Below are 22,158 nucleotides of genomic sequence, written 5' to 3'. Positions count from 1 at the left end.
CGGCGGCGGTCTATCGCGGCGGCAATTCACCCAGGTGAAAACCCAGCCGGTCCTCGACATCTCCAGGCGCCTGAAAACCTTTAGCGGTCAGCGCTTTGATCCCCTCCTGGGCGGCGGGTCGACCCAGCGATGCTATGCAGGCTTCCCAGCCGGCACCGAGCTCGACATCCGGAGTCAGGCTAGTGTTAACCAGGCGCTTAGTCTGCGCGATCGCCCACTTGTCAAACCTCGAGATACGCGTAGCAAGCGCATCGACATAGGCGTCGAGCTCAGCGTCGGGTAGGGCCTTGTTCACGTAGCCATAAGCCTCGGCAAGTTCGCCGCGGATGTCCTCAGAGCTCAACAGCACCTCCATGGCGCGATTGCGGCCAATGAGGTGGGGCAGGCGGGCCATCGGTCCACCGCCGGCGACCATGCCCACGCCAACTTCCCACTGGGAGATAATGGCCTTTTCCCTGCTTGCGAAAGCCATGTCGCAAGAAAGGGTGATCTCGCTGCCATTGCCCGTAGCACGACCGCGGATAAGCGCGATCGAGGCGACCGGCGCGCGTGTCAGCCGCACGAGGAAATCCGGCCAGGGCGGCAGCCCGGTCCGACCCGGCGGCAGCGCGAGCATGTCGTCGATCCGCGCCTTGAAATCGGAGTGGTTAAGGAAGTAGCCGTCCACGCTGCTGTCGAACACCACGACCCGAACGTCATCGTCGGCCTCGATAGCGTCGATCAGATGCGTGAATTCTTGAACCATCTGCGGGCCCATGACGTTGAGCGGCGGGTTGTCGAACGTCACTCGCCAATAGGCGGGCGTCCGACGTGTCAGGCGAATCTGCGAGGTGATTGTCTTGGCGTCCACTGGACCCTCCTTTGGTGTTTGCATGCACGGTCCCCACAAAATGATGCACGGGCTTCTTGCCCGCGATTGGACGAACGTATTGCCAAGACCATGGTGTCGGCCTAGCAAGGTAAGGCCGACCGCTTGACGATCGGCCGACCGACTTTCGGACTCCAGCAGCGGCCGCGCCGCCTGTATTCACGCTGCGAACGTTTGCTGTAAAAGAGCTTCCCGGGTATGAGCCGGCGCTGCTCCGATGGAACCCTGCTCAAAGGTGCTCACACAGGCACCGAGTCACAGCTGAGGGCCGGCGGATCGCCATCGTCTTCATCCAGGCTTTCCCAGAGATTATGAGTCCCAGGAAAACTTCGGCGGATGAACGGCAAAACTTCGAAGTGGCACGATGTCAATCAGTCCTGCAACGACTCGCGCACAGAATTCTCGTCATCGGCCGCATCTTCGGCACCTTCCGGGAAGTGAGTTGGATATGGGCAGGCTAACGGACCGTCAGCGGCCGGCATCGGCAGAGTCGATGCATAAACCCGTCCCGATGTGATTGCAGCGCAGCAGCTTGTGCCGTGGGCCGGTCCCGATCTCCCTGCCGCCCCCGAACCGACTGACCGCGTTGTCCCCGACATAGGATTGCCAGAGGAGGCCAGGCCTGGACCTTGGTTCCCGCTGACGTAAGGCGGCCGCCATGAGTCTCGACGATCGAGCGGCTGACTGCAAAGGCCTGCCCACGCCGTCAGGCTACTGCCGTAGCAGGCGGCGGACATTTGCGAGATGCTCTGGCGTTGTGCCCCTGCGGGTACCCCGCACCATGAAGAGCACTTGGGGCCCCCTTTCACCGCGATCACGAAAAAATAGGCCCCGTTTTGAATACGGCCTATCTCTTGCGGCGTGCGGCGACGGGCGGCGGCTCGATCGCGCCGGCCCTGACTCGGACCGGCTTCAGCGCCGGGGCGCCGGTATCCTTGACGATCGTCAAACCGCGCGAAAAGAACTGATCGTTGTGCTCGTCACGCCCGATGTTGATGATCGCGGATCCATTCAGATGCTTTTCCAGCATCGACAGCACGCGCCGCAACGAGGGTCCGTCGAACGCGTCCATGGCTTCGTCGATGATCACCCATTTCGGCTGCCGCAAGGCGAGCCTGGCCACGCCCAGCAAGCGCTGTTCGTCATCGCGCAACTCATGACCCCAGCGCCCGACGAGGTCGAGCGACGACGACAGCCGCTCAAGACCGACCTCGGCCAGCACGGCCGAAATGTCAGCGTCACTCGCGGGCGCATGCCCGTTCGCGTGATTGAGCACATCGCGCAGCTTGCCGGCCGGCAAATACGGCACCCGCGGCACGAAAATGAGGGTTTCTCCGTCCGGCAGGCCGATCCGCCCGCTGCCCCACGGCCACAGGCCGGCAATGGCGCGGAAGAACAGCGTCTTGCCGACGCCCGGCTCGCCAGTGATCATGACGCGCTCGCCGGGATGGATTTCGACATGGCTATCGGGAAGCTAGCTGCAGCCTTCCGGTGAGGCCACTTCGAGCTTCTCGAAGGTCATGCTGCCATTGGCGTTGTCGCCGAATTCGATGCGCTTTTCCTTGTCGTGCAGCACATCGGTTTCGTCGAGCGCGATGCGGAAGTCGGCAACGCGCATAAGCGTCGCGCGCCAGTCGGCAATGCTGCCGATGTTGTTGATGAACCAGCGCAGCGACGAATGCACCTGGTTGAAGGCGCCGACCGCCATCATCAGGCCGCCAAAGCTGATATCGCCCGAGAAATACACCGGCGATGCCACCAGGATCGGCGCCACGACGGTGATCCAGCCATAGGTGTCGGTTACCCAGGACAGGTTGATCTGCGCGGTGTAGATGCGCCGCATGGCGCCCAGCACCGTGCCGAGGTCGAGTTCGAGCCGTCTCTTGGCATCGGCTTCGCCATGGTAGAGCGCAATGGCATCGACATTTTCGTTGACGCGCACCATCGAGGAGCGCAGCTCGGCTTCACGCGTGTAGCGATCGCTGTTGAGGCGGATCAGCGGTCGCCCGACCAGCCAGCTCAACCATGAGGCGATGCCGGCATAGAGGAACGCGGCCCAGACCATGTAGCCCGGTATCGCCAGCGACCAGCCGTTGATGTGGAAGACGAAGCCCGATGACAATTGCCACAGCACGCCGACGAAGGACACCAGCAGGATGAAGGATTGCAGCAGGCCGACGCCGAGATCCGTCGACAGATCGGACAGGTGCGCGGCATCCTGCTGCATGCGCTGGTCGGGATTGACGCCGATGGCGCCGGCATTGGCCAGCCGGAAGGCGCGCGCCGGCCGCATCCACTGGTCGATCAGGTCCAGCGTCAGCGCCTCGCGCAGCTTCAGCCGGATCATCTGGTTGAGCCAGGTCTGGCCGATATTGAGCACCAGAAGGCCGCCGGCAATCATCGCAAAGACGAGGAGCTGGTGCAGGAAGGCCGCCATGTCACGGCGCGCGAGCGCGTCATAGAAAGGCTGGTTCCAGCGATTCAGCAGGACCTGGCCGATCGACGTCGCGATAATGACGGCCATGATGCCGACCGACGTCCACAGCAGCCACTTGCGGACCGGAGAGCCCACCAGCGCCTGCTTGATCGTGGCCAGCTGATCGCGCAGGCTACTGGCTTCGACAGCCACCAGATGAACGGCGGCCTGATTGTCCAGTTGATCAGCCATGCCAGAAGTCCTTGCGTTCAGATGCGATGCTGAAACCGCATGAAGAGAGCCGCGGCCTCTTACCCAGCCCGCGAGTCCAGCACGACAGATAGGTCCAAGAAATGCCGGGCGAGGCAAGTCGCGACTCCGGATGCAGGAGCTAAGGTGTGATCACCGGGAAGCGCACACCCGCAAACGATCCGCATTGGGTAAATTTCCATTCCACGATGCCGCCGAGTTCTGCGGTCAGTCCGCGTATCAACCGCCCCCCACGACCCTCGGACAGATCAGAGGCCGGGCATCCGTCGTCGCAGACGACACATGAGACGCTGCTGCCGCTCCTGTTCAGTGTGACGCGGATAGAACCTCGGCGATCCTTTAGACTGTGACGTGCTGCGTACCGGACCAGTTCGGAGACGATCAGACCAACGCGCCAGCATCGCGCGGCGTCGAGCTGGATTTCATCCGTAGCAACGGTCAATTGAATGCCTTGCTCGCTCAGGGACGCGCGAGACAGGCTGGAACACAGCTTCCCAACATGATGACCGAGGTCGATGTATTCCTCAGTGATCGGTACGAGAAGCGATCGATGCGCCTCAGCCATCGCCTGCAGACGGTCCACCGCGCGCCTCAACGCCGGCTCCGCCGTCACATCCATTGGTGACGCGGCAGACGACAGGATCGCTATCGCTTCAGTATATTCGTCGATCACCCGGTGACTGATCTCTTCAGCCAGATGCAATGCCACCGGCTGGCAGGATCCGAGTGATGGATTCGCAAATCCAGTCGGCATGGCCAAATCCTCCGGTAAACCGCGCGCCGCGAGACTTCCCTCTCGACGTTCCCACAAGACAACAGCAGACCTCGGCGAAACCTTCCATTGCACCAAGGTGTCGGCGGTACTTAAGACGGAGGTGCGCCGCGCGGGTTTGCGCTTTAAGCATCGGCAGGCGAGCCCGTGCCGCCAAATAATCAACAATCTCCATCAACTATTGACCTGCGCTTTGACCTGCGCTTTGGAGGCTCCGCTGATCATCGATATTGTGCGACGTGTCCCGGTATAACCACCGATACCAAAGTGTGCGCGACACCATTGGATAATGGTTCGAGGCCTCGATTGTCAGCATGTAGACGGGGCAGGTCTGGCGTAGCCGGGTCGGTGCGCGGACATCCATCGAGGTTATCATGGAAACTGAACAGAAAGTCGTCGTCATCACCGGCGCGTCGCAGGGCATTGGGGCAGCTTTGGTTGAGGCCTATCTCGGCCGGAACCATCGCGTCGTTGCCACCTCGCGTTCTATGAAGCCTTCCGATAGATCGGACGTGCTCGCGATCACAGGAGATATCGGCGACCCCGCTACGGGGCCGAAGGTGGTTGAGCAAACACTCCAGCGCTTCGGACGGATCGATACGCTGATAAACAACGCCGGCGTCTTCCTTGCCGGCCGTTTCACGAATTACTCGCCGGAGGACTACACCCGTCTGGTCGCGACCAACCTGACCGGTTTCTTCTTCATTACCCAGGCCGTGATCGCCGCAATGGAACGCCAAGGCAGCGGCCATGTCGTCAACGTCACCACCACCCTGGTGAAGCAGGCCAATTCGAAAGTGCCATCGGTGCTCGCGTCCCTAACAAAGGGTGGGGTCGACGCGGCAACTAGGAGTCTGGCGATCGAATATGCCGGCAGTGGAATCCGGGTGAATGCGGTGTCGCCTGGCGTCATCAGGACGCCCATGCACGAACCAGAGACATACGAGGCGCTGGCGGCGCTGCATCCGATGGGGCGGCTGGGCGAGATTTCCGACATTGTCGGCGCGGTCATGTATTTGGAGAATGCGCCTTTCGTGACGGGGGAAACGCTTCATGTCGACGGCGGCCAAAGCGCTGGCCACTGATTCAGCTGGTCACAAGGGAGAATTTTCATGCCTATCGTTACCGTCCAGCTCACGCGCGAGGGCACGGAGCCTGGAGTGGATCATGTTACGGCGGAGCAGAAAGCAGCCATCTACAAGGGCATGAGCGAGGTACTGCTCGACGTCCTCGGCAAGCCGCTGGACTGGACCTGGGTCGTGTTTGAGGAAGTGGAGATGGAGAATTGGGATTGGGGCGGGATGCCAGTCGGCGAATACCGCAAGCTACTGGCCGCAAGGGGCGGCTGACCCTCATTGCGTCCCAGAACGCAACTGCCGCGCCGCCTCAGAGACGGATCGATGACAAAGGTCAACTTGAAGCCCGAGCCGACAAGGCCACGTTAGAACCTGTGAGCCGCGCGCCACGGTGGCTCGCGACCGGAACCTGTCTGATTAGGAGTCGCGGATGACCCAAGTGCGAGTTGAGGATAAAGTCTATACGATGCCCCCGCAGGACGGATTTACCGTCGCGCATTTTTTGACAGTCGCCGACATCGAACGCTCGGCACGATTCTATGAGAAGGTCTTCGGAGGCCGCATCCTGAGCCTGGGTGATAGCAGTGGCGCGCCGGGATACATCCAGATCGCCAACACGTGGCTCATCGTCAACATCGGGGGCGGCCCCACACCTGACAAACCGTCGGTGACGCTCGGTGTTCCTCCAGATCCGGATTTACTCAGCAGCTTCATGAACATCCGCGTTGCCGACATCCATGGCTGTTATGAAACTTGGCAGGCCCGGGGCGCTGAATTCATCACGGAGCCGATGGAAAAGTACGGCGAGACTCGCTGCTACATTCGCGATCCAGACGGCTACATCATCGAAGTGGGTCAGAGCAAGCCGGCTGTCGTTTACGGTTAGCCCTGGAAGGACGCACAGTCCGCAACGATCCGCTTTTCACTATAGATTGCTGCGCTGCGCGGTGAGGGGTTTGTCGGCGCGGGGCCGCGCGGCCCGCAGCCGGCGCGCCGTATTACCTATGTTACCACACCGGGCTTTCTGAACCACTTCGGCTTCCAGACCCTGCGCGATAGGAAGCCGCCGAACCGTGGTCTTCCTGTTTCTAGTTGGCGAGTTGCTGGAAGGAGTAGCCGCAGGCAAGGCGCGCTCCAGCATCCAGGCGCTGACCACGCTGGTGCCCAAGACGGCTTTCCTGGAAGAGAATGGCGCCACGCGCGAAGTTCCGGCCGAATCCCTCAAGGTTTGCGCCATCATTTTGGTGCGGCCTGGCGATCGCATTCCAGCCGGTGGCAAGATCGTTGAAGGCGAAAGTGCAATCGACGAGTCGTCGGTGTCGGGAGAAAGCGTGCCGGTGCGCAAGGGCGTCGACGCCGACGTCTTCGCCGGCCCCGTCAATGGCGACGGCGTGTTGCGCATCAACATGAACGGCGGCGGCGTCCGACAACACCATTGCCCGCATCGTCAAGCTGGTCGAGGAGGCGCCGAACTCAACGATGAAGGGAAGTCGGTGTCGGTGCTGTTGATCAACGATATGCTGGCCGGTTTCATCGCCATGCGCGACGAGCTCCGGCCGGATGCGCAGGCCAGTCTCAAGGCGCTAACCGATGCTGGCATCAGGACTGTTACGCTGACCGGCGACAACCAGCGCAGGGCGGCGGCGGTCGGCAAGCAACTCGGCATCGAGGTGCGCGCTGAACTGTTGCCTGAGGACAAGCAGCGCATCTCGAGGGCAGGGGCTCATCGTGGCCAAGGTCGGCGATGGCATCAACGACGCCCCCGCTCTGGCGGCCGCCGACATAGGCATCGCGATGGGCGGCGGCGCGGATGTCGGGTTGGAAACGGCAGATGCGGCTGTGTTGCATGGCCGCGTCGGAGACGTCGCTGCGATGATAAGCCTGTCTCAAGCGACCATGGCCAACATCAAGCAGAACATCACCATGGCGCTGGGGCTGAAGGCGGTGTTTCTGGTGACCACCATAGCGGGCATAACTGGCCTGTGGCCCGCCATTCTGGCCGATACCGGCGCGACGGTGCTGGTGACGGCCAACGCCATGCGTTTGCTGAGTTGGAACGGGACGCTGTGGTCGCGCCCCGCTTTTGATTTGGCCTATGCGGCCATCTTGCTGCAGCTTTCGGCACAGTGACGGCAGACGTCAACGCATTCTTGCATGTCGCCGAGGCGTTCGCAGTCGTTTGCGCATTGGCTGCAGACTTCAGCGCACTCACGGCAAACATGCTTGTGATGCTCGGAGCCGAGCAACATGAAATGTGCCGATGTTCGGCAAATTTCGGCGCAGGCCATCATCAAGGTGAAATGCTTCCTCTCGGTGTGCTCTCCGCCCATTTCTAGACAGTGACCCATCGCAGTCGAAAGGCATGTTGAATAGCAGCGCAAGCATTCCTCGATGCAGGCCCTCATTTTAGGACTCAGTTGGTGCATGGAAATTCTCCTTTAAATGCTCGTATCGATTGCGGGTGCGCTTTACTATTTTGCATTGGTCTTGAGCCACTTCGCGTAGTCCTTGATTTCCTTCTTCTGAGCATCAATGACCATCTGCGCCTTTTTCTTAGCGTCGGCGTTGTCGCCGTATTTGAACTCGACCTCCGCCATATCGATAGCGCCCTGGTGATGGGCGATCATCCCACAGATAAAGGCCACGTCAGCATCCTTGGCTTTGATACCTTCCATCATGGCCGGCTCCATTTTCGTCATTGACGCCATGTATCTTGGTGGGCTTCGTCCATTCCGGATGCGTCCATCTTTGGCGTATCCATGCCAGACATTTGTTCGGTGCCGGCTTGACGGCATTGCTTCGGCAGTGGTGAAGCCTGTGCGGAACCTTCCTGGCTAAGAGCGGTTGAACTTGCGCCCGCCAACAGAGTAGCTGTTGCAAGGGCGATTCTGACGTTACGCATGATATTTTTCCGATCGGTCTAATCTGGATGGATAGACAGCGACGTGGCTGTCCGATGAACGGATGGGGTACTAAGTTTCCAAAGGGATTTGTTTTGGCGGTCGTTCCAGTTGGCCTGACGCGTGGGACTGGAACGGGTCCGTCTTTCCTGTAGCCGCGTCTGAACTCGGCAGCCGGAATGCCAGCGCAAAAGAACCAGGAGTGATCCCCGCCGTGCAATGCAGTGGCATGCAACAGCGGCGGTCCCCGATAAGTTTATCGCAATTGACGACGACGTGAGTTCCGGTCGACGCGATGGCTTCGGCTACGGCAAGTCTTTCTGGCACTCGTGCCGGCGTAGCCGCGACAAATGCCATCGCCGCCGCGATGCAAACCGCTAGGATCAGGATGTTTAGCCGTTGATTGTCCACGAGACTGATAGCCTCCAATTTTGGCTAACGGACACCTGTCGGTCTTTGTTCCTAGAGAAGCTTAGAAAGAGCAGAATTCCGATCGCCATGATTGTGAACAAGCCGGGCGACTGAAGCGAGCCTTCCGCGCTGCCAGAGGAAATTACATGGCTTCGCGGCATCATACGTGCTTAGCCGCGAAAAATGGCATGTCGGCGTTTCGAACCTCGCAAGCAAGGCGTTTCGCTTGACGATCGCCGTCGCTGGCCTGATTGTCCTGCTCGCCGTAAACATCGCAGCGGCCGCAGACGATCCGGGTCTCGCCAAGCGCTTCGATGATCTCAGCATAAACGGCAACAGTTCGTGCTCAACGAAGTTTGCTAACTCGATCGCCAGCATGCGGGCGATGACGCGCATCAAGGGCTCCTGCTGCAGCCCGATGGACCTGAAGCGCTATACCGAGCAGACGCAGGGCCTGACCAAATACCGCGACATCGTGATTATTCCGAAGGATCCTTACGACATTCCGGCGGCGACGGCGCAGCAGGCGGCCTCCCATTACGACCTGCAACTCACCGGCGATGAGCAGAAGGCCTACGACTACGCAATGGCCAACTCGAACGAGAAAGGCCCGTGCTGCTGCCAATGCTGGCCCCGGAAGGTGTATGGCGGGCTGGCGAAATACTTGATCCATGAACACGGTTTTACCGCCAAGCAGATCGTGGATGTGTGGAACGTGTCCGACGGCTGCGGCGGTGGTATGTAAAATTGGCGTGGCGGCATGACCGAGTGAGGCCGCTTTCCGTCGCGTCTCTATATGCCGTAGTGTGATAAGATCGCAGTCCGGAGCAGTCCATGTGCAACGATTACGAGCAACATATAGCCTGGGCCGAATATTGCCGAATGATGGCGTCGCTGGCGCTCAAAATACCCACTCATCAAACTGAACTCGAGTTGCCCCAGGCGGACGACGTCCGCATCAATGACCCGGCGCCCATAATGCGCGCCGCCGGGGATGCGATCGAACTGGCATCGATGACGTTCGGATTTCCGCCTGCCGGACCAAAGGGAGGGCCTGTGTTCAACTTCCGCTCCGAAGGGCGGCAATTCGGAAACAGTAACCGCTGCCTCGTTCCGGCGTCCGCGTTCTTCGAATTCACAGGCACGAAATATCCGAAGGCCAAACATCGCTTCACGCTCAACGGCTCGCCGTTCATGGCTGTCGCGGGGCTTTGGCGTGGGGCAGTCGGCAACAAGCCGCCCACCTTCACCATGCTGACGACCGATCCCGGACCGGATGTCGCGCCCTATCACAATCGGCAGGTTGTGGTCCTTCAGCCGGAGAATTGGGCGGCCTGGATCAATCTGACAAAGCCTGAGGCTGAACTGCTGCGGCCGCTTCCAGCCGGATCGCTCTCGGTGGAGACCGTTCGCCCCGAAAGCGCGTGACTTAGCTCCGCAAGATCTCCGGTACGCTGAGCGGACCGAGATCGAGAACTGGCATGTATTCGCCCGTGCGGCGCCACACGCCCCGCAACTTTCCATTCTCCCGATCCCGCCTCGGATCGAACATCAGCCCCTCGAAATGATCACGGAACACCTCTGCCGATGCGGCATCGCTAAAGCAATGGAGCCGATAGGTTTCATATTTGCCACTCGGCCATATCGCCTGCACATGCCGCGTCTGGTGCTTAAGCCCTCGTTCCTGGCAGAACTTCGCGATCATGGTGAAGTTCCGGTCGGTGCAGAGGTCATCCGGCAGCGCAACCTGGTGTGGCCAGTCGCGGTCTATGACCGATGGGGTTGGTGAGCCCCGACTGCGTTTGACCACTATTCGAAATGCATTGACTGGCCGCGCATCATTGCCAGCGTCAGCGCGATTGCAGGATTTGCTGGCGGCTTCTCCATATGCAAGGAGCCGTCGAAATCACGCCATGCCGCCATGCGCAATTCATCATCGTCATCGTCATCGCCGGCCGCCGGGTCGAAAACGTGGGCATCACAGGGATCTCGGTCAATCTCGATTGTCCAGTCCTTGAGCGCCTTGCGAGCCATTTCTTCGACCTGGGCGAGGTCGCTGGTGAAAAAGGGGATACGGTCTCCATCTTCCGAAAGCGGCTCAACTCGATCCAACGTCGGCCGCTCGGGAACCCAACCGAGAACGAAAGCAATATCGAAATCGATCTGGCGGTCCGGGCCGGTCGTGATCTCCAGCCGCTTGACGACGTCGGGATAGAGTTGCTTCCGCTCCGGCCAGGTGTCTGGAATTGCTTCAGCTTGCAACTTCGTGCGGGGAACATCGATCAACTCCATGATCTGATGGTGCGGAATTTTTTCATCAGGCCAGCCTGCACAACATGCAGCGGCTGCAGCCTCGTCGGCTTCCAACCAAACTGTGGCGGCTCGGTCCTCGTCCTCCGTAGGTTTGTCGTCTTCGGGAAAGCCTTTGATATCCCATCCTTCCAACGCAAACAGTCCTTCTGCGCCTTCCAAAGCCGTAATGCCGGCGTGTGCAAACACGGCTTCGGCTGCCGCGATGCCGCGTGCGAGCTCTTCGGATGTTGCGTCCTCGATGTTCAAGCGAAGGTCCATGGTTCGCCTCCTTATGACCTCATCCTGCCAATGTGAACAAAATGAGAACAAAGAGTCGAGCTTGCTCTTGACGGGAGAGGAATATGTTCCTTATTTCAGCTTGATCTGGAGCAGCAAAGGACCATGGCTCGGCGTCAATCGCGCTGGCCGGCGAGGCTATGGCAAAAACAGCGGAAGACAATTTTCGGATCGAGGTCTGGGATCGCGAAGAGCAGGCTTTGGCAGAAACAATTTCGCGTTCCCCCGACTCAACGGTGAGTCAGGCAGCCTGGCAAGCCGCCATCCGGCGCCGGCCGGGCATGTTGCTGATCCATTACAACAGTCGGCATGTCATGGAGAAAATCTTGACACCAGGCGAGGTGAAGATCTCGCCACAGACCATCATCGACGGCAGCGTTCACGCCGGCATAGATGTGGCGCTCGGAGATATTCGCGAGTGGCATCTGTTGCGGGCGTGGTGCAGATCCTGTTCGCACCATGCAACGGTAAAGCCTGCCGGACTCATCGAGCGCTATGGAAAAGGCGCTCTGTTCAGTTCGGTCGAGCGCGCGCTTTTTTGCACGAGTTGTGACAGGGGCGGGCCTGTCAGGCTGGAAGTTCACAAGCTTCCACGCAATTGAGGGAGTTGAAGGATGCAAGACCTCATCGATCTCTTCAGGGGTAACTCGGCGCAAGTGCGGGTCAATCCCATGGCATCTTCGCCGATCAGCGACCGGACTGCTGAGAACTGGAACCGGCCGCGATCTCGGCCGGTCAACTTCCATCCTGACGCAAAACATGCGGACGCCGTGGACGGGGACAGTCGGTCCCGCGTCCCGTCCTGCGGCCGGCGCTATGCTGACGCTCCTACGGCTGTCCCGTTCACCGCCCTCGGCGGGGGCGAATTTCCTCCGTCCTACGCGCGACAACCGTCCACTGTTGTGGACGCGCGCAGGACTGCTGTTTATGCGCCGTTCTTCCTTGGCGCACCGACGGTTGCCGGCGCGAAGATCTATAAAACATAGGGATGGCGTGCCAGCCGCATTTGAGTTCTCAGGCAAAGCCGTAGACTCAGCGCTGTCGATGCCGAGGTCACCCGGTTCTCCATAACGACCTTGTGGCCTCTTGCAGGTTCGAATTCTGTCGGGTGCGCCATTCCAGTATAAATATCAGATAGTTGGGTGATGGCGGTTTTGTTGGGGGATTCTCGCCCTTTCGCCCAGAAGCGCCACGGATCGTGCAATTTCGACGTCGCCTATGGGGAGAATGCCATTGAAAACTGCTCGAAGACGACACGACGAGCGATGGCCCCCTTTTTTTAGTTTTAACTTCCGCAGCCTTGGCCGACCGGGGCGACGATGTCTTCGTATTGTCCCTAATCGCTGATGCTCGATAGTGGGCATTTGCCTCAACCTAAAAGGTTCGTGTTACTTCCGCTGCCGGTAGAGCGGTGAGCCTGAAATCATGTCGCTCAGGATGGCCGGTTAGCAGTTCGGCTGAGTAGGGCGATCGGGCTACCGAATATCCGGCAGCATCGATCCAATCGATGCCATCGTTGCGAACAATCGGGCGTACATCATACAACCCGCGCCGACCGTCCACCGTCGTAAGCTGCGCTGCGATTCCCCGCACCGCCTCGGCTGCGTCTCGCTGCGCAAGGAGGGATCGTTGCCATGCGAGGAATCGTTGCGGGTCGATCAGCGTCTCGGCGTTACGATCGAACCCTTCTTGGGCAAGCCATGCTTCGAACGCGGGACGTCGAGCGGCCGCCTCCTCGCGCGTCCGTGCCAGTCCTTGCGCGAGCGCAAAGGCGACAAAGGGATCGAGCGTCCCCCAACGTAGCAGTTCGCGGAACCAGAATCCGACCCAGGGCAGGCCACTGGTCGCGCGCCAGGTTTCGAGGGTAGGTGTTTCCAAATCACCGGCATTCTCGCCCCAAGCTCGGGCCACCGCCGCGCCCACCGCGACGCCAAGCTTGAATTCGATATTCTCGGCCACGAACCGCTGCCATGAGCGCAGGGGCTCGGCATCGGGAGCCACTGCGGCTGGCAGTTGCATCCACCAGCCCATGATACCGCGCCAGTTGGCAAGCAAGAATTGATCCCCGATCGTGTCGCGGACCCGAAAACCGATCCCGGGCTCGGCGCGAATGCGTTCGCCGAGCCGGACGAGCAACGCGAAACGATGCTCAGCGGTCCACGCGCTATACCCAAGCGCCCCTTGCAGTTCTGCTATCAACTGGGGTGCCACGAACTCGAAACGCCGGCCGATATACGGTGTGAAACCATATTGGTAGAGCCGCCGCCTCTGTTGCGGGTTTGGGTAAAGCCGCTCCACAAATGCTCTTCCGCGCTTCACGAAGCTTCGCTCTAGCCACGCCTCCTCAGCGGCAGTCACTCTGGCGAAGGTGCGTTGCCACAAATCGCGCAAAAAAATCTCGGCGCGCGCACCGTCGATGCCGGCCAGTTCGATGTGGCTAAGTTCCTCGCTGGCGGCGAGAAGAAATCCGTCGAGTTCGTCCAGACTGTCGCCGAGCTGGTCAGCCGGGGTCCGTGACGCGACACCAAGGTTGGCACCGGCACCTTCAGGCAGCGTCGCCTCCAGCCAGGCTACGAATTGATCTTCGGTCTGAAGCCCGAATTGTACCGAGGCCTTTTGCCAGATCGATCGCAACAGGATGACGAGCGGACTATGGACAGCGCCGGCCGCGTCCTCAGCCTGAAGCCGGCCAAGCAGATTGTTGTAATCCTGAGCTGCTCGTCGGATTTGACGCACCTGCTCTGTGCGCTGGCCTCGCGCGGTGGTCGAGACCGCCTCCGGAAGGGCAACGAGCGTCATACCCTCGATCGATTCAGCGGCGCCCGGCCGACCGGCGCGCCCCGCCAGGTTCCGAAACTCGGCGGTCGACATCGGAATGACAATGGGCTGTCCAACCTGCGCGTCGAAGCTGCGCCGTTCGAGGCTGGTGAGAAATATAATGTCAAACGGCAGGTTAACCCCCTCGGTCAGCGTCGCTGTCGCGAGCGTAACGGGGCAGATTCTGCGGTCGATTAGATCGGTCATCAGCCGTCGTAAGCGCTGTGGCATCTGGCCATGACTTGTCGCAATACCGCGATCGAGCAGCCGCACTTCAAAGGACTGCGCACCGCAATAGTCGACGCAGGCAGCGCGGGTCTCCTGCAACCGGGCCTGGCCATCCGGATCGGCTGGCGGAACAAACGGTGGCACGTTTTGCCAACCCGGAAGATCGAAGGCCTCCGTATAGCGCTTCATCAAACGCTCCGGTGATTGCGCGACCGATATCAACACCCGCCTGTTGCCCTCGAGCAGATGCAAGGCCGTCCACAAAACGTAGAGCTGATTGTAGTGAGGTAGACTATTTCGGATGATCGCGGAGGGAAGCGGCATCGCGGGAATGCGTAACGGGAGATAGACCGGCGCATCGCGTCCGCGGACATAGAGCGTCTGACCATTCATGATGTCGAGCACGGCTTCCGGCGCGCGCCGGGAATTGACCCGCAGCCCCCCAATCAGCTGACGGCTGCTACGATAGCCGACACCGACCGGGGTCGCGTCCATACGGCCTTCGACCCACTGAGCGACGGGGAGTGCCGCACCGCCCGCGACTGCAGTCAACGCGATCCGCGCCATATCCGGCTTGATCGCGAGCAGGCGCGAGACCATCGCCTCAAGCCGCATCGCTCGACTGCTATGCGTGGCGAGCGCTTCCTGTGCATTAGCATCGCCTTCGCTGACGACCTGATGCGCTTCATCGATGATAAGGAGTCGCAGACGTTGCACAAGCAAATGGCCGACATAGCGCATCAAGGCCTCGGCCTTCTCGACTGTCGCGATCAGGACCACGGGGCGGTCCGCAGTCAGCCAATAATCGGTGATCCCCCAATCGGCGCCGCCGTATAGCCCCGTCACGATCAGGTCGTTGCCGAGCTCTGCCGTCAACTTCGCTTCCACCTCGCTCGCCAAAGCTCGTGAAGGAACCAGATAGAGCGCTAACGGTGCCTCGCCGGGCTGGGTGTTGACTAAAAGCAACTCTTTCACCAAGGCTAGATTCGCAACAAGCGTCTTGCCTGATCCCGTGGGCGTGCACAGTGCAAAGCTGTCACTGGCGATGAGGCGCTCGAGCCCCTGGACTTGAGAGCTCCACAACACGCCGCGGCCACGCGCGAACTGCTCACGCGCGAAGCGCCACATCCGTAATTGGTGATTGGGCGCGCGCGCGGCGAGAATTGCCACGCGGCTGTGGAGACTATTGGCAGCAAAGCGTGTTGCAGTCGCCTCTATCAGGTTGATCAGGACCCACAGTTCGTCGCTGGACAGGCGCGTCGCCAAGGCACTGAGCCCCGACAACTTGGCAATCGCCTGTGTCAGCCGCGAGTTGTTGCCGCGACGTAGACTGTCTCCAATGAGACCAACAGCCCGTACCAGCTCCACCACCACATACCAGCCAATTCTGCTGCCGGCGCGCGGCGGTTCCGGCTCGACGCGATCGCGCAGCCCGAAGGCGACATCGGGATTGTCTTCGGCAGGATCGTCGATCTCCATGCCCGCGTCCTCCTCGGCAGCCAGCAGCGGCGCCGAGCCGTCGCGCCCGGTGAGCGCCGCATTATCTCTCCAGAATGCGCCAGACTGCTCGAGTAGGCGGTCGAAGTCAGCACTCAGGAAGGCCGCAAAGATTTCGGCGACGCCACTGCCATAGCCACCCTGTCGCAGCAGACTTGTCGCCATAGCCGGCAGGCCCGCCAGCTGGTAAGCTCCAGCGGCAAGCAGGCCGACAGGCACATCGCGCGTAACCGCATCCGATGCTCGTGTCAGCCACTCGAGCAGTTCTGCAGCGCGACGGTAGCAATCGAGAGATGCCGGTGAGCCCAAGCCGTCGATCTCGCGGAAGATCCCAGCGGCGTGCAACAGCCGCCGAGCATCGTCGAACTGCTCATGGGATTCCCTCGCTACCCAGGCTATGGGAGGCACTTGCCAGGAGGTTTGCAGGCTTCGGACAAACAGCCGCGCCTGCGCGGGTGTCAGTTCATTCGCGGTCGCCCGATTGAAGCGGAGATCCATAGCCAGTGCGCGACGCTGTTCATCGAGCCGAGCCATCAGCGGTTATTCCATAGCGAACGATAGAGTTGCTCGATTAGCTCCACGCCGCCCTCGACCACCAGCTCGACAACCTGAAGCGGTCTCCCCGCAGTGTATTCCGGGGGCGGAGCGCCCGTAGGCAGGAAGGCATCGCCCACGGCCCGTCGCGCCGACCGGTTGCCGGCGACGAAGACCAGATCGGTTCGCGGCAGCGGCGCGGCGCCAACCAGCAAGGCTCGATCGAGCGAGACTATTGCCTCCGCATAATCTTCCCGGGCTTTCTCACACAGGAGCCGGTGCATCTGCTCAAGCCCTTGCGGTGCCGCGAGCCCACGGTTCATCTCGTTCCACACGCCGTCATTGCCGCGGACTCTGGCTCCTGCAGGACCGGTCCAATTGCCAAGCATCATGTCGTTCATGGCGCTTGGTGTCAGCGCGGCGCGCCACTTCGCCTCGCCAGCAATAAACCGCACTACCTGGCCACTGGCCGGATCGATCCCCAGGGCAATGAAGTCATTGCCATGGCGACCGGAAACCTCTCGGACGCGAGCCGCATCACGCGCTAGATCGAAGATGTAGGCCTCGACTTCGGCATGATAGCGGAACAGGAAGATCGGGATCGACCATTGATGGCCGCCGATGAACTGGTAAGCTTGGGTCATCAGGCCGGCCATTACCTCTCCAAACAGCCCCTTCCTCGCAGTGGCCGGGAGACAGTTCGGATATTGTGCATTTCCCCCCGGTCCGTCGGCATCGGGATGGAGGTCGATCCGAGCGGCACGATGAAACACCTCCCGCGCGTCAAGGTGCGCGGATTCGAAATAGGGGCGAAGTTCGTCGACGACGGCATTATCACTCGGCATCACCTGCTCGAAAAGCAGATGCCCATAGTTTCCGTTCACCCGCGCGGCCCCGCGAAGCCAACGGTTGAGCAAAGGCATTGGCGGAGGGCAATTGTGCAGCATGTTGCAGTTAGACCTTCCCAAATCGCGCCCGCGCGATGGTCAATATTGCTTCATTGTTCTTGAAAGGCGAGCCGTGCACGGCTGCCTTATCGAATGACAGGCTCGAGAGATCTTTTTGCGTGACTATTAGACAATCGCTTTAAACTCGAACAGGTGGCAACCTTATCTGGCCCTATCAACGCATGAATCCACTCGAACTGGTGCTCCCGAACTTGCATCCGGGCTAAGTGAAGCGCCTGAAACGTTGCCTCGGCCAATGCTGCCTTTCCGAGCGCAGATCGCACCGCGTCAAACGCGAGGATGTCGATGGTTGTGGCAAGCCGCAACGCGGTGAAGCGATCAGCGGACAGTTTTGTCGCCTTCTTCTCGTCGATGGCCGCCGAACAATTATTGGCATGGGCGAAGGCAAGCGTCGCGGCTTCGCCATCGCCGAGCGACTCTGCGGCGCTCCCCGACACAAGATCGAAGAATATTTGCAGAGCTGGTCCATCAAGCTCGCTTACGCGCACGGACTGATCGCTGATCATCTGAGTTAACAGATCGACCTCGGGACGTCCGCTAACGGCGCCGCGCTCGATTTCGCGGATCACGTTGTCGGTGATCACAATCGGCTTGGACAACGCCTGTAGGATAGGACGAGCCCGTCCCGTCGCCAGGAGGTTGATGACGACGCTGGAATCTAGAGCGAGCGCACTGTCCTCCTCAGTGAGACAGCTTGAAAAGGTCATCTGCCTCATCCTCTTCCGCCGCTGCTTCGTCGAGCAGCTCGCGAACCTGCGCGCGCCCCAGTTTCAGCATCTCCGACATCTGGCCTTCGCTGATCAGGTCTTTTTTCCAAGCCTCGATCGCGAGCAGGAAAAGTCGCGACGATAGCGGACCATCGAACGCGGACGAGTCGTAAGCGTCCGAGCCGAGAACCTGCCGAACCTGCTCATCGCTGATGCCGCCGTTGTCCTTGAACCAGTGCCACGTCCCCTTCTTGGTCAGTCCGAGTTCTTCGAGCCGCATAACCATCGCCTGGCGGGACACACCGAAGAAGTGTGCGAGCAGGATAATGTGGCGCCGAGTCAAATGGCTCGATCCGGTGGTGATCTCGTTGAACTTCTCCATGACCGCGCGCGCTGGCGTGAGAAACGCCCGGCCAAACGCGTTTGCGTAGCGTTCCTCCCGCGAATTGTCGTACTTCTCGTCCTGATAGACTTCAGGCACACGCCGGGTCGCGGTAAAATGCCCGAGTTCATGGCCGCCGGTCTGATTGCGACGATCTCTCCGATGACTGGAATTGATCAGAATGCATGCGCCCACGGCCTCGTCATAGGCGAACAGGCCTGAGACCTTCGGATCGAGCTTGCGGCTGTAGATGCGCACGCCAAGCTGCAGCTCCATCAGGGCAAACAGATTTTGGACGGGGCCTTCTCCCAGCCCCAGCCAATGTCGTAAATTCTGCGCATCATGCTCGGCCTGCGTCCGCACGTCGCCCGGGAGTATGGTCCTCTCCACGGGATAGTTATGGCTTCTCTGGACGCCCAGAATATTTTCAAGCTCGACTTCAGCACGAACCAAGTCATTGAGCGTTCGCGCGGCCTGGTCGATCCCCGTGTCTCCGGTCTCGGGGAGAGCCCTGAAACGCGGAACGAGGTCTACATGGACCGCCTCACGGCGAAGCAGCGAATTCATAGATACGCCATAACAACGGCTCAGCGCCTGGAGCTCCTCGATACGTGCAGCGCGCTGTCCCTTTTCGATGGCGACGAGCGTTGTCCGAGCAATTCCGGCCGTCGTCGCGGCAACCTCCTGCCTAACATTCGCGGTCTCTCTTGCGACCTTCAATCTCTCGCCCAATTCAACAGGGCTTAACTCATGGCCTGGTTTGTTCATGATGCGATATCTATCCATCTGTTCACGAACGAGCTCTCGCCAAGCTCATTCGTGAATGCTCGCCATTCCGTGGCGTGTTGTTGCAGAAGCCGATCGAGGCTTTTGGCAACCATGTCGACTGGCTCTTGCAACGATCTTGCCAGCTCGCTTTGAGCGCGACGTTTGAGGAGTGCGTGCTGGGTAGAATCGCGGAACGACGAGAAGTGCTCAAAGTGAAGAACCCCTGCGAGGGCATACTCGCGCAGAGCAGTTGTGATATGGTTGAAGTTGGCATTCGCTCCGTCTTCAAAAGTCCGCGCGCTCAGGGTCTCCCATACGTAGATGTCATGCGCTTCCTTCTCGCCGGCAGCATGGACGCTCAAGCGACGAAGCATGCACGCAGCACAGACGCCACATTGGCGCCTGGTTCCAGATACGGACGCTTGCCGTGATTGCTGCCAGCACGAGCGCGTGGCTGCCCAGGATGAAGCCTCGGGACCGCAGTTATCGATGAACTCACGCAGCGTCTCTCCTTTCGTCGTCCACAAGCGTGGGTATCGGTATCGAAGCCCGTGTCCAAGCAGGACTTTGACGAACTTCTCCATCAGAGCCGTGAAGACCGGGTGATTGCGGTAGTCCGCATACCCCTGCCCAACCGGAAGGATGGCTGGTGCCAGCGCGCCTTGCCCACTTTCGGGCACGATTACGGCCGGGGCATTGATCAGATAGGCGCCAATCCCTGCGACAAGAGCGAACTTGAATCCTCGGCTGCGCGCAGTCGTTTCGGCATTGTTGCTGCCCAGCCTGACCTCGTACGGAACGGCCGCAAACGGCAGCCTGGCACGCTCCTTCTTCGGGGTGTCTGGCTTCTTGGTGCCAACCCGGACGCGTACCAGACGGCTGCCCAAGCGCTTGCCTTCAAGCCCAGCCACCGCGCGCGAATCCATGCCCTCGCTGTAGGCAATGACCGCATCGGCATCGTAGGGGAATTCCATACGGTTCTGAGCGGGCGGCACGGACGACACGCGTCTTGCACGAAACTCGAAGTGCCAGTCATCTCCGGTCAGCAGGTTCAGTGCCTCGACGAGAGAACGAGAAACGTGTCCGTCGGACCACCTTGCCGGATCATGAACCGGCACCCGCACGTCGAAGCGGCGGCCCCAATTCAGCGCCCTGCGCGCCAAGCCGCGATCACAGAACTCTACCGCCGCCGAGACGACCAGCGCGTCATAGACGACCGCCTGCCAATTGGTCGATGAGAAGCTTTCAAGAATCTCTGTTGAGAACGTGATGTTCTGACCCAACTCACAAGCGACGGAGCCTCGGCGTGGTCGCGCGCCGGCCTCGACCACGTCCACGGTCAATTCATTGAGCTCGAGAAGTCGCGCCAGAGCGCTCATGACAGTGGCACCCCGTCGTTGATGTCGGTTCGCTTGCTCGGCGCACGACGTGCGATTGGCTGCGGATCGATCAGCATCGATCCGAGCCGGCCCTCCGACATTCCGGATATCGCGCCTTCCAACCTAGAGCTGACGCCGTCGGCCCGTCGCTGACTGGATTTCCGAAGGAAGTGCTCCTCAACCTGTCGCGTTGCTGCAAAGCCGCGTTCCTTGGCAGCAAGGCCTACGGCTTCGTAAAGCGCATCCGGGTCCATCCGACCCTCATGTACAAGTTGGACGCACCAAGAAACGGCGTTCGTGCCGAACACGGAGCCGGCTGCCAGTGGCTTTGCGGCCTCGAGTTGGTCAAGCGCGATTTCCGGAAGCCGCAACGAGTTTTCCCGGCCATTGAACACGCTTTTCAACGCGCTGATCAGCGCGCCGGAGACCTCGTTCTTGAAATCACTGGTCAGGGCATAAGTCGCAGCTTCGGTCACCTGCGCAGAATCATAGGTGCGCTGATCTCCGCGCTTGGCCACCTCTTTCCAGGGCCTTCGCATTGGCAGACTTCTGTGCGGTCCGTCGCTCATTGCCCCAATCTCCAATGTCAGAAAGTTACAAAATAAATCCGACAATGTCAACGTTCGTTGGAGTCCTTGGATTTGCAGAGTGTCTCCGACCGCATGTCTCTTCCAACGAGGTTGGTGGCGATAGCTGGCCAGAGTCCCAATTTGTCCCCGATCGCGCCGGCGGTCACATTTCGCGGCGACCGCGAAACTGAGCTGAAGGCATAACCAGTGACGGCAGACGTGGGGAGTTGGCGGGCAACAGTCTACTCGCTATTCTCAAAGTCTGGGGGATGCGCTGAACATCGTATCGGACAATTGGGAGACCACCCGCCGTCAAGTGCTGCGGCGTGACGGCTATCGGTGCGTGTCTTGTGGCCGCGGGCTCAAATCGCGCGAAGCTGATGTTCATCATCTTCTCCCGCGATCTATGGGCGGATCGGATGAACTATCGAACCTTGTCACCCTCTGCGACGGATGTCACGCCAGCCATCACCCAAATCTCGCTGGAGGATTGGCTCGCCGGGCGTTGGAACGGTGGGCTATAGCGATTGCGCGCTGGCTCGACCGAGAGGGCACAATCTCGGAAGCCAGTGGCAACTTCGGCCCGGCCCTTCACTTGTTTGGTTTGCAACGTTTTCGCAGTGGGCAGTTGCCTATTGTTTTGGCCGCACTGTCCGGGAAATCAGTGCTGGTCGTCAGCCCCACGGCATCAGGTAAAACGCTTTGCTTCCAACTCCCAGCCGTTCTCCGGCGCGGGGTGTCGATAGTCGTTTCCCCACTTAAGACGCTGATGTCGGAGCAGGTTTCCGATCTGCTCAAAAAGAAAGTCCCAGCAACGTTCATCAATAGCGACCTCAGCCTAGAGGAAAAGGAGACGCGATTTTCTCTATTGGAACAAAGCGCCTTCAAGCTGTGTCAAGCGAAGTGAGGATTTGACCCCTGGGGCGAAACGAAGAACTGACCCCCTCATTGCTTTGCAGTTTCGTTGGTGTCGGGCGTCGTTCCGGCCTTCTGCAATAGGCCGGAAC

At 60.2% G+C, this 22,158-nt stretch carries 20 protein-coding genes and 2 pseudogenes; 8 read left to right on the top strand and 14 right to left on the bottom strand.

The window, feature by feature from the left end; translation table 11 throughout:
- Positions 1–10: 10 nt before the first annotated feature.
- From NKH67_RS21255 to NKH67_RS21245, 3 genes and pseudogenes are all read right to left on the bottom strand, one after another.
- Entirely contained in the window at positions 11–874 is an 864-nt protein-coding gene (locus NKH67_RS21255) for an enoyl-CoA hydratase/isomerase family protein (RefSeq protein ID WP_353031777.1), read from the bottom strand.
- Between the two features lie 841 nt (positions 875–1,715).
- Positions 1,716–3,536 (bottom strand): annotated as a pseudogene (locus NKH67_RS21250) (ABC transporter ATP-binding protein/permease).
- 139 nt (positions 3,537–3,675) lie between these two features.
- On the bottom strand, positions 3,676–4,308 hold the full coding sequence (locus tag NKH67_RS21245) for a histidine kinase dimerization/phosphoacceptor domain -containing protein (RefSeq protein WP_352502338.1): 633 nt from the start codon (positions 4,306–4,308) through the stop codon (positions 3,676–3,678).
- A 392-nt stretch (positions 4,309–4,700) separates the two neighbouring features.
- Between NKH67_RS21245 and NKH67_RS21240 the strand changes: the two genes are divergently transcribed.
- The 4 genes and pseudogenes from NKH67_RS21240 to NKH67_RS21225 form a co-directional block, all read left to right on the top strand.
- Positions 4,701–5,411 (top strand): SDR family NAD(P)-dependent oxidoreductase, encoded by a 711-nt coding sequence (locus tag NKH67_RS21240; RefSeq protein ID WP_352502339.1) that lies wholly within the window; start codon positions 4,701–4,703, stop codon positions 5,409–5,411.
- Between the two features lie 27 nt (positions 5,412–5,438).
- On the top strand, positions 5,439–5,675 hold the full coding sequence (locus NKH67_RS21235) for a tautomerase family protein (protein ID WP_352502340.1): 237 nt from the start codon (positions 5,439–5,441) through the stop codon (positions 5,673–5,675).
- Between the two features lie 157 nt (positions 5,676–5,832).
- A complete protein-coding gene (locus NKH67_RS21230; protein ID WP_352502341.1) occupies positions 5,833–6,288 on the top strand; it encodes a VOC family protein in 456 nt (151 codons plus the stop codon).
- 184 nt (positions 6,289–6,472) lie between these two features.
- Positions 6,473–7,532: pseudogene (locus NKH67_RS21225) on the top strand (HAD-IC family P-type ATPase); the annotation flags it as partial.
- On the opposite strand, the gene NKH67_RS21220 reads toward NKH67_RS21225, so the two are convergent.
- Genes NKH67_RS21220 through NKH67_RS21210 form a run of 3 tightly spaced genes read right to left on the bottom strand, consistent with a single transcriptional unit; the run spans position 7,496 to position 8,304 of the window.
- Entirely contained in the window at positions 7,496–7,828 is a 333-nt protein-coding gene (locus NKH67_RS21220; protein WP_352502342.1) for a four-helix bundle copper-binding protein, read from the bottom strand. The pseudogene NKH67_RS21225 and the gene NKH67_RS21220 overlap by 37 nt on opposite strands.
- A gap of 45 nt (positions 7,829–7,873) precedes the next feature.
- Positions 7,874–8,080, bottom strand: a complete 207-nt coding sequence (locus NKH67_RS21215) for a DUF305 domain-containing protein (protein WP_353031774.1) — start codon at positions 8,078–8,080, stop codon at positions 7,874–7,876.
- 17 nt (positions 8,081–8,097) lie between these two features.
- Positions 8,098–8,304, bottom strand: coding sequence for a hypothetical protein (locus tag NKH67_RS21210; protein WP_353031772.1), 207 nt, complete (start codon positions 8,302–8,304; stop codon positions 8,098–8,100).
- A 635-nt stretch (positions 8,305–8,939) separates the two neighbouring features.
- On the opposite strand from NKH67_RS21210, the gene NKH67_RS21205 reads away from it, so the two are divergent.
- Together NKH67_RS21205 and NKH67_RS21200 are read left to right on the top strand one after the other, a co-directional pair.
- Positions 8,940–9,458 (top strand): hypothetical protein, encoded by a 519-nt coding sequence (locus NKH67_RS21205; protein ID WP_352502344.1) that lies wholly within the window; start codon positions 8,940–8,942, stop codon positions 9,456–9,458.
- A gap of 89 nt (positions 9,459–9,547) precedes the next feature.
- On the top strand, positions 9,548–10,141 hold the full coding sequence (locus NKH67_RS21200) for an SOS response-associated peptidase (protein ID WP_352502345.1): 594 nt from the start codon (positions 9,548–9,550) through the stop codon (positions 10,139–10,141).
- 1 nt (position 10,142) lies between these two features.
- On the opposite strand, the gene NKH67_RS21195 is transcribed toward NKH67_RS21200, so the two are convergent.
- On the bottom strand, positions 10,143–10,418 hold the full coding sequence (locus NKH67_RS21195) for a hypothetical protein (RefSeq protein ID WP_352502346.1): 276 nt from the start codon (positions 10,416–10,418) through the stop codon (positions 10,143–10,145).
- A gap of 104 nt (positions 10,419–10,522) precedes the next feature.
- Positions 10,523–11,284, bottom strand: a complete 762-nt coding sequence (locus NKH67_RS21190) for a hypothetical protein (protein WP_352502347.1) — start codon at positions 11,282–11,284, stop codon at positions 10,523–10,525.
- 158 nt (positions 11,285–11,442) lie between these two features.
- Here NKH67_RS21190 and NKH67_RS21185 point away from each other — a divergent pair, with 158 nt between their 5' ends.
- Positions 11,443–11,904: a hypothetical protein gene (locus NKH67_RS21185; RefSeq protein WP_352502348.1), complete on the top strand. Its 462-nt coding sequence runs from the start codon at positions 11,443–11,445 to the stop codon at positions 11,902–11,904.
- Between the two features lie 772 nt (positions 11,905–12,676).
- Here NKH67_RS21185 and NKH67_RS21180 read toward each other — a convergent pair.
- The 6 genes from NKH67_RS21180 to NKH67_RS21155 all read right to left on the bottom strand — a co-directional run bounded on the left by NKH67_RS21180 (position 12,677) and on the right by NKH67_RS21155 (position 21,151).
- Positions 12,677–16,378 (bottom strand): DEAD/DEAH box helicase, encoded by a 3,702-nt coding sequence (locus NKH67_RS21180; RefSeq protein WP_352502349.1) that lies wholly within the window; start codon positions 16,376–16,378, stop codon positions 12,677–12,679.
- On the bottom strand, positions 16,378–17,301 hold the full coding sequence (locus NKH67_RS21175) for an aminotransferase (RefSeq protein ID WP_352502350.1): 924 nt from the start codon (positions 17,299–17,301) through the stop codon (positions 16,378–16,380). The genes NKH67_RS21180 and NKH67_RS21175 overlap by 1 nt, the downstream gene beginning before the upstream one ends.
- A gap of 110 nt (positions 17,302–17,411) precedes the next feature.
- Positions 17,412–18,053, bottom strand: a complete 642-nt coding sequence (locus tag NKH67_RS21170) for a PIN domain-containing protein (RefSeq protein WP_352502351.1) — start codon at positions 18,051–18,053, stop codon at positions 17,412–17,414.
- Positions 18,028–19,203 carry a helix-turn-helix domain-containing protein gene (locus tag NKH67_RS21165; RefSeq protein ID WP_352502352.1) on the bottom strand — a complete coding sequence of 392 codons (1,176 nt, stop codon included), beginning with the start codon at positions 19,201–19,203 and terminating at the stop codon, positions 18,028–18,030. Before NKH67_RS21165 ends, NKH67_RS21170 begins: the two co-directional genes overlap by 26 nt.
- The gene (locus NKH67_RS21160; RefSeq protein WP_352502353.1) at positions 19,200–20,582 is read right to left on the bottom strand and encodes a hypothetical protein; all 1,383 of its coding nucleotides are present in this window, start codon (positions 20,580–20,582) and stop codon (positions 19,200–19,202) included. The genes NKH67_RS21165 and NKH67_RS21160 overlap by 4 nt, the downstream gene beginning before the upstream one ends.
- Positions 20,579–21,151 (bottom strand): hypothetical protein, encoded by a 573-nt coding sequence (locus NKH67_RS21155; RefSeq protein ID WP_352502354.1) that lies wholly within the window; start codon positions 21,149–21,151, stop codon positions 20,579–20,581. Before NKH67_RS21155 ends, NKH67_RS21160 begins: the two co-directional genes overlap by 4 nt.
- A 316-nt stretch (positions 21,152–21,467) precedes the next feature.
- Between NKH67_RS21155 and NKH67_RS21150 the strand changes: the two genes are divergently transcribed.
- Entirely contained in the window at positions 21,468–22,058 is a 591-nt protein-coding gene (locus NKH67_RS21150) for a DEAD/DEAH box helicase (protein ID WP_353031767.1), read from the top strand.
- Positions 22,059–22,158: the final 100 nt, after the last annotated feature.

The organism is Mesorhizobium sp. M0968, from assembly GCF_040319065.1.
Taxonomy (GTDB): Bacteria; Pseudomonadota; Alphaproteobacteria; order Rhizobiales; family Rhizobiaceae; genus Mesorhizobium.
This window is presented reverse-complemented; position numbering and strand designations above follow the sequence as displayed.

Bases quoted from the DNA above. Each gene is read 5' to 3' on its own strand.
- NKH67_RS21255 (WP_353031777.1), bottom strand. From the start codon at position 874: ATGCAAACACCAAAGGAGGGTCCAGTGGACGCCAAGACAATCACCTCG.
- NKH67_RS21245 (WP_352502338.1), bottom strand. From the start codon at position 4,308: ATGCCGACTGGATTTGCGAATCCATCACTCGGATCCTGCCAGCCGGTG.
- NKH67_RS21240 (WP_352502339.1), top strand. From the start codon at position 4,701: ATGGAAACTGAACAGAAAGTCGTCGTCATCACCGGCGCGTCGCAGGGC.
- NKH67_RS21235 (WP_352502340.1), top strand. From the start codon at position 5,439: ATGCCTATCGTTACCGTCCAGCTCACGCGCGAGGGCACGGAGCCTGGA.
- NKH67_RS21230 (WP_352502341.1), top strand. From the start codon at position 5,833: ATGACCCAAGTGCGAGTTGAGGATAAAGTCTATACGATGCCCCCGCAG.
- NKH67_RS21220 (WP_352502342.1), bottom strand. From the start codon at position 7,828: ATGCACCAACTGAGTCCTAAAATGAGGGCCTGCATCGAGGAATGCTTG.
- NKH67_RS21215 (WP_353031774.1), bottom strand. From the start codon at position 8,080: ATGATGGAAGGTATCAAAGCCAAGGATGCTGACGTGGCCTTTATCTGT.
- NKH67_RS21210 (WP_353031772.1), bottom strand. From the start codon at position 8,304: ATGCGTAACGTCAGAATCGCCCTTGCAACAGCTACTCTGTTGGCGGGC.
- NKH67_RS21200 (WP_352502345.1), top strand. From the start codon at position 9,548: ATGTGCAACGATTACGAGCAACATATAGCCTGGGCCGAATATTGCCGA.
- NKH67_RS21195 (WP_352502346.1), bottom strand. From the start codon at position 10,418: ATGATCGCGAAGTTCTGCCAGGAACGAGGGCTTAAGCACCAGACGCGG.
- NKH67_RS21190 (WP_352502347.1), bottom strand. From the start codon at position 11,284: ATGGACCTTCGCTTGAACATCGAGGACGCAACATCCGAAGAGCTCGCA.
- NKH67_RS21185 (WP_352502348.1), top strand. From the start codon at position 11,443: ATGGCAAAAACAGCGGAAGACAATTTTCGGATCGAGGTCTGGGATCGC.
- NKH67_RS21180 (WP_352502349.1), bottom strand. From the start codon at position 16,378: ATGGCTCGGCTCGATGAACAGCGTCGCGCACTGGCTATGGATCTCCGC.
- NKH67_RS21175 (WP_352502350.1), bottom strand. From the start codon at position 17,301: ATGCCTTTGCTCAACCGTTGGCTTCGCGGGGCCGCGCGGGTGAACGGA.
- NKH67_RS21170 (WP_352502351.1), bottom strand. From the start codon at position 18,053: ATGACCTTTTCAAGCTGTCTCACTGAGGAGGACAGTGCGCTCGCTCTA.
- NKH67_RS21165 (WP_352502352.1), bottom strand. From the start codon at position 19,203: ATGAACAAACCAGGCCATGAGTTAAGCCCTGTTGAATTGGGCGAGAGA.
- NKH67_RS21160 (WP_352502353.1), bottom strand. From the start codon at position 20,582: ATGAGCGCTCTGGCGCGACTTCTCGAGCTCAATGAATTGACCGTGGAC.
- NKH67_RS21155 (WP_352502354.1), bottom strand. From the start codon at position 21,151: ATGAGCGACGGACCGCACAGAAGTCTGCCAATGCGAAGGCCCTGGAAA.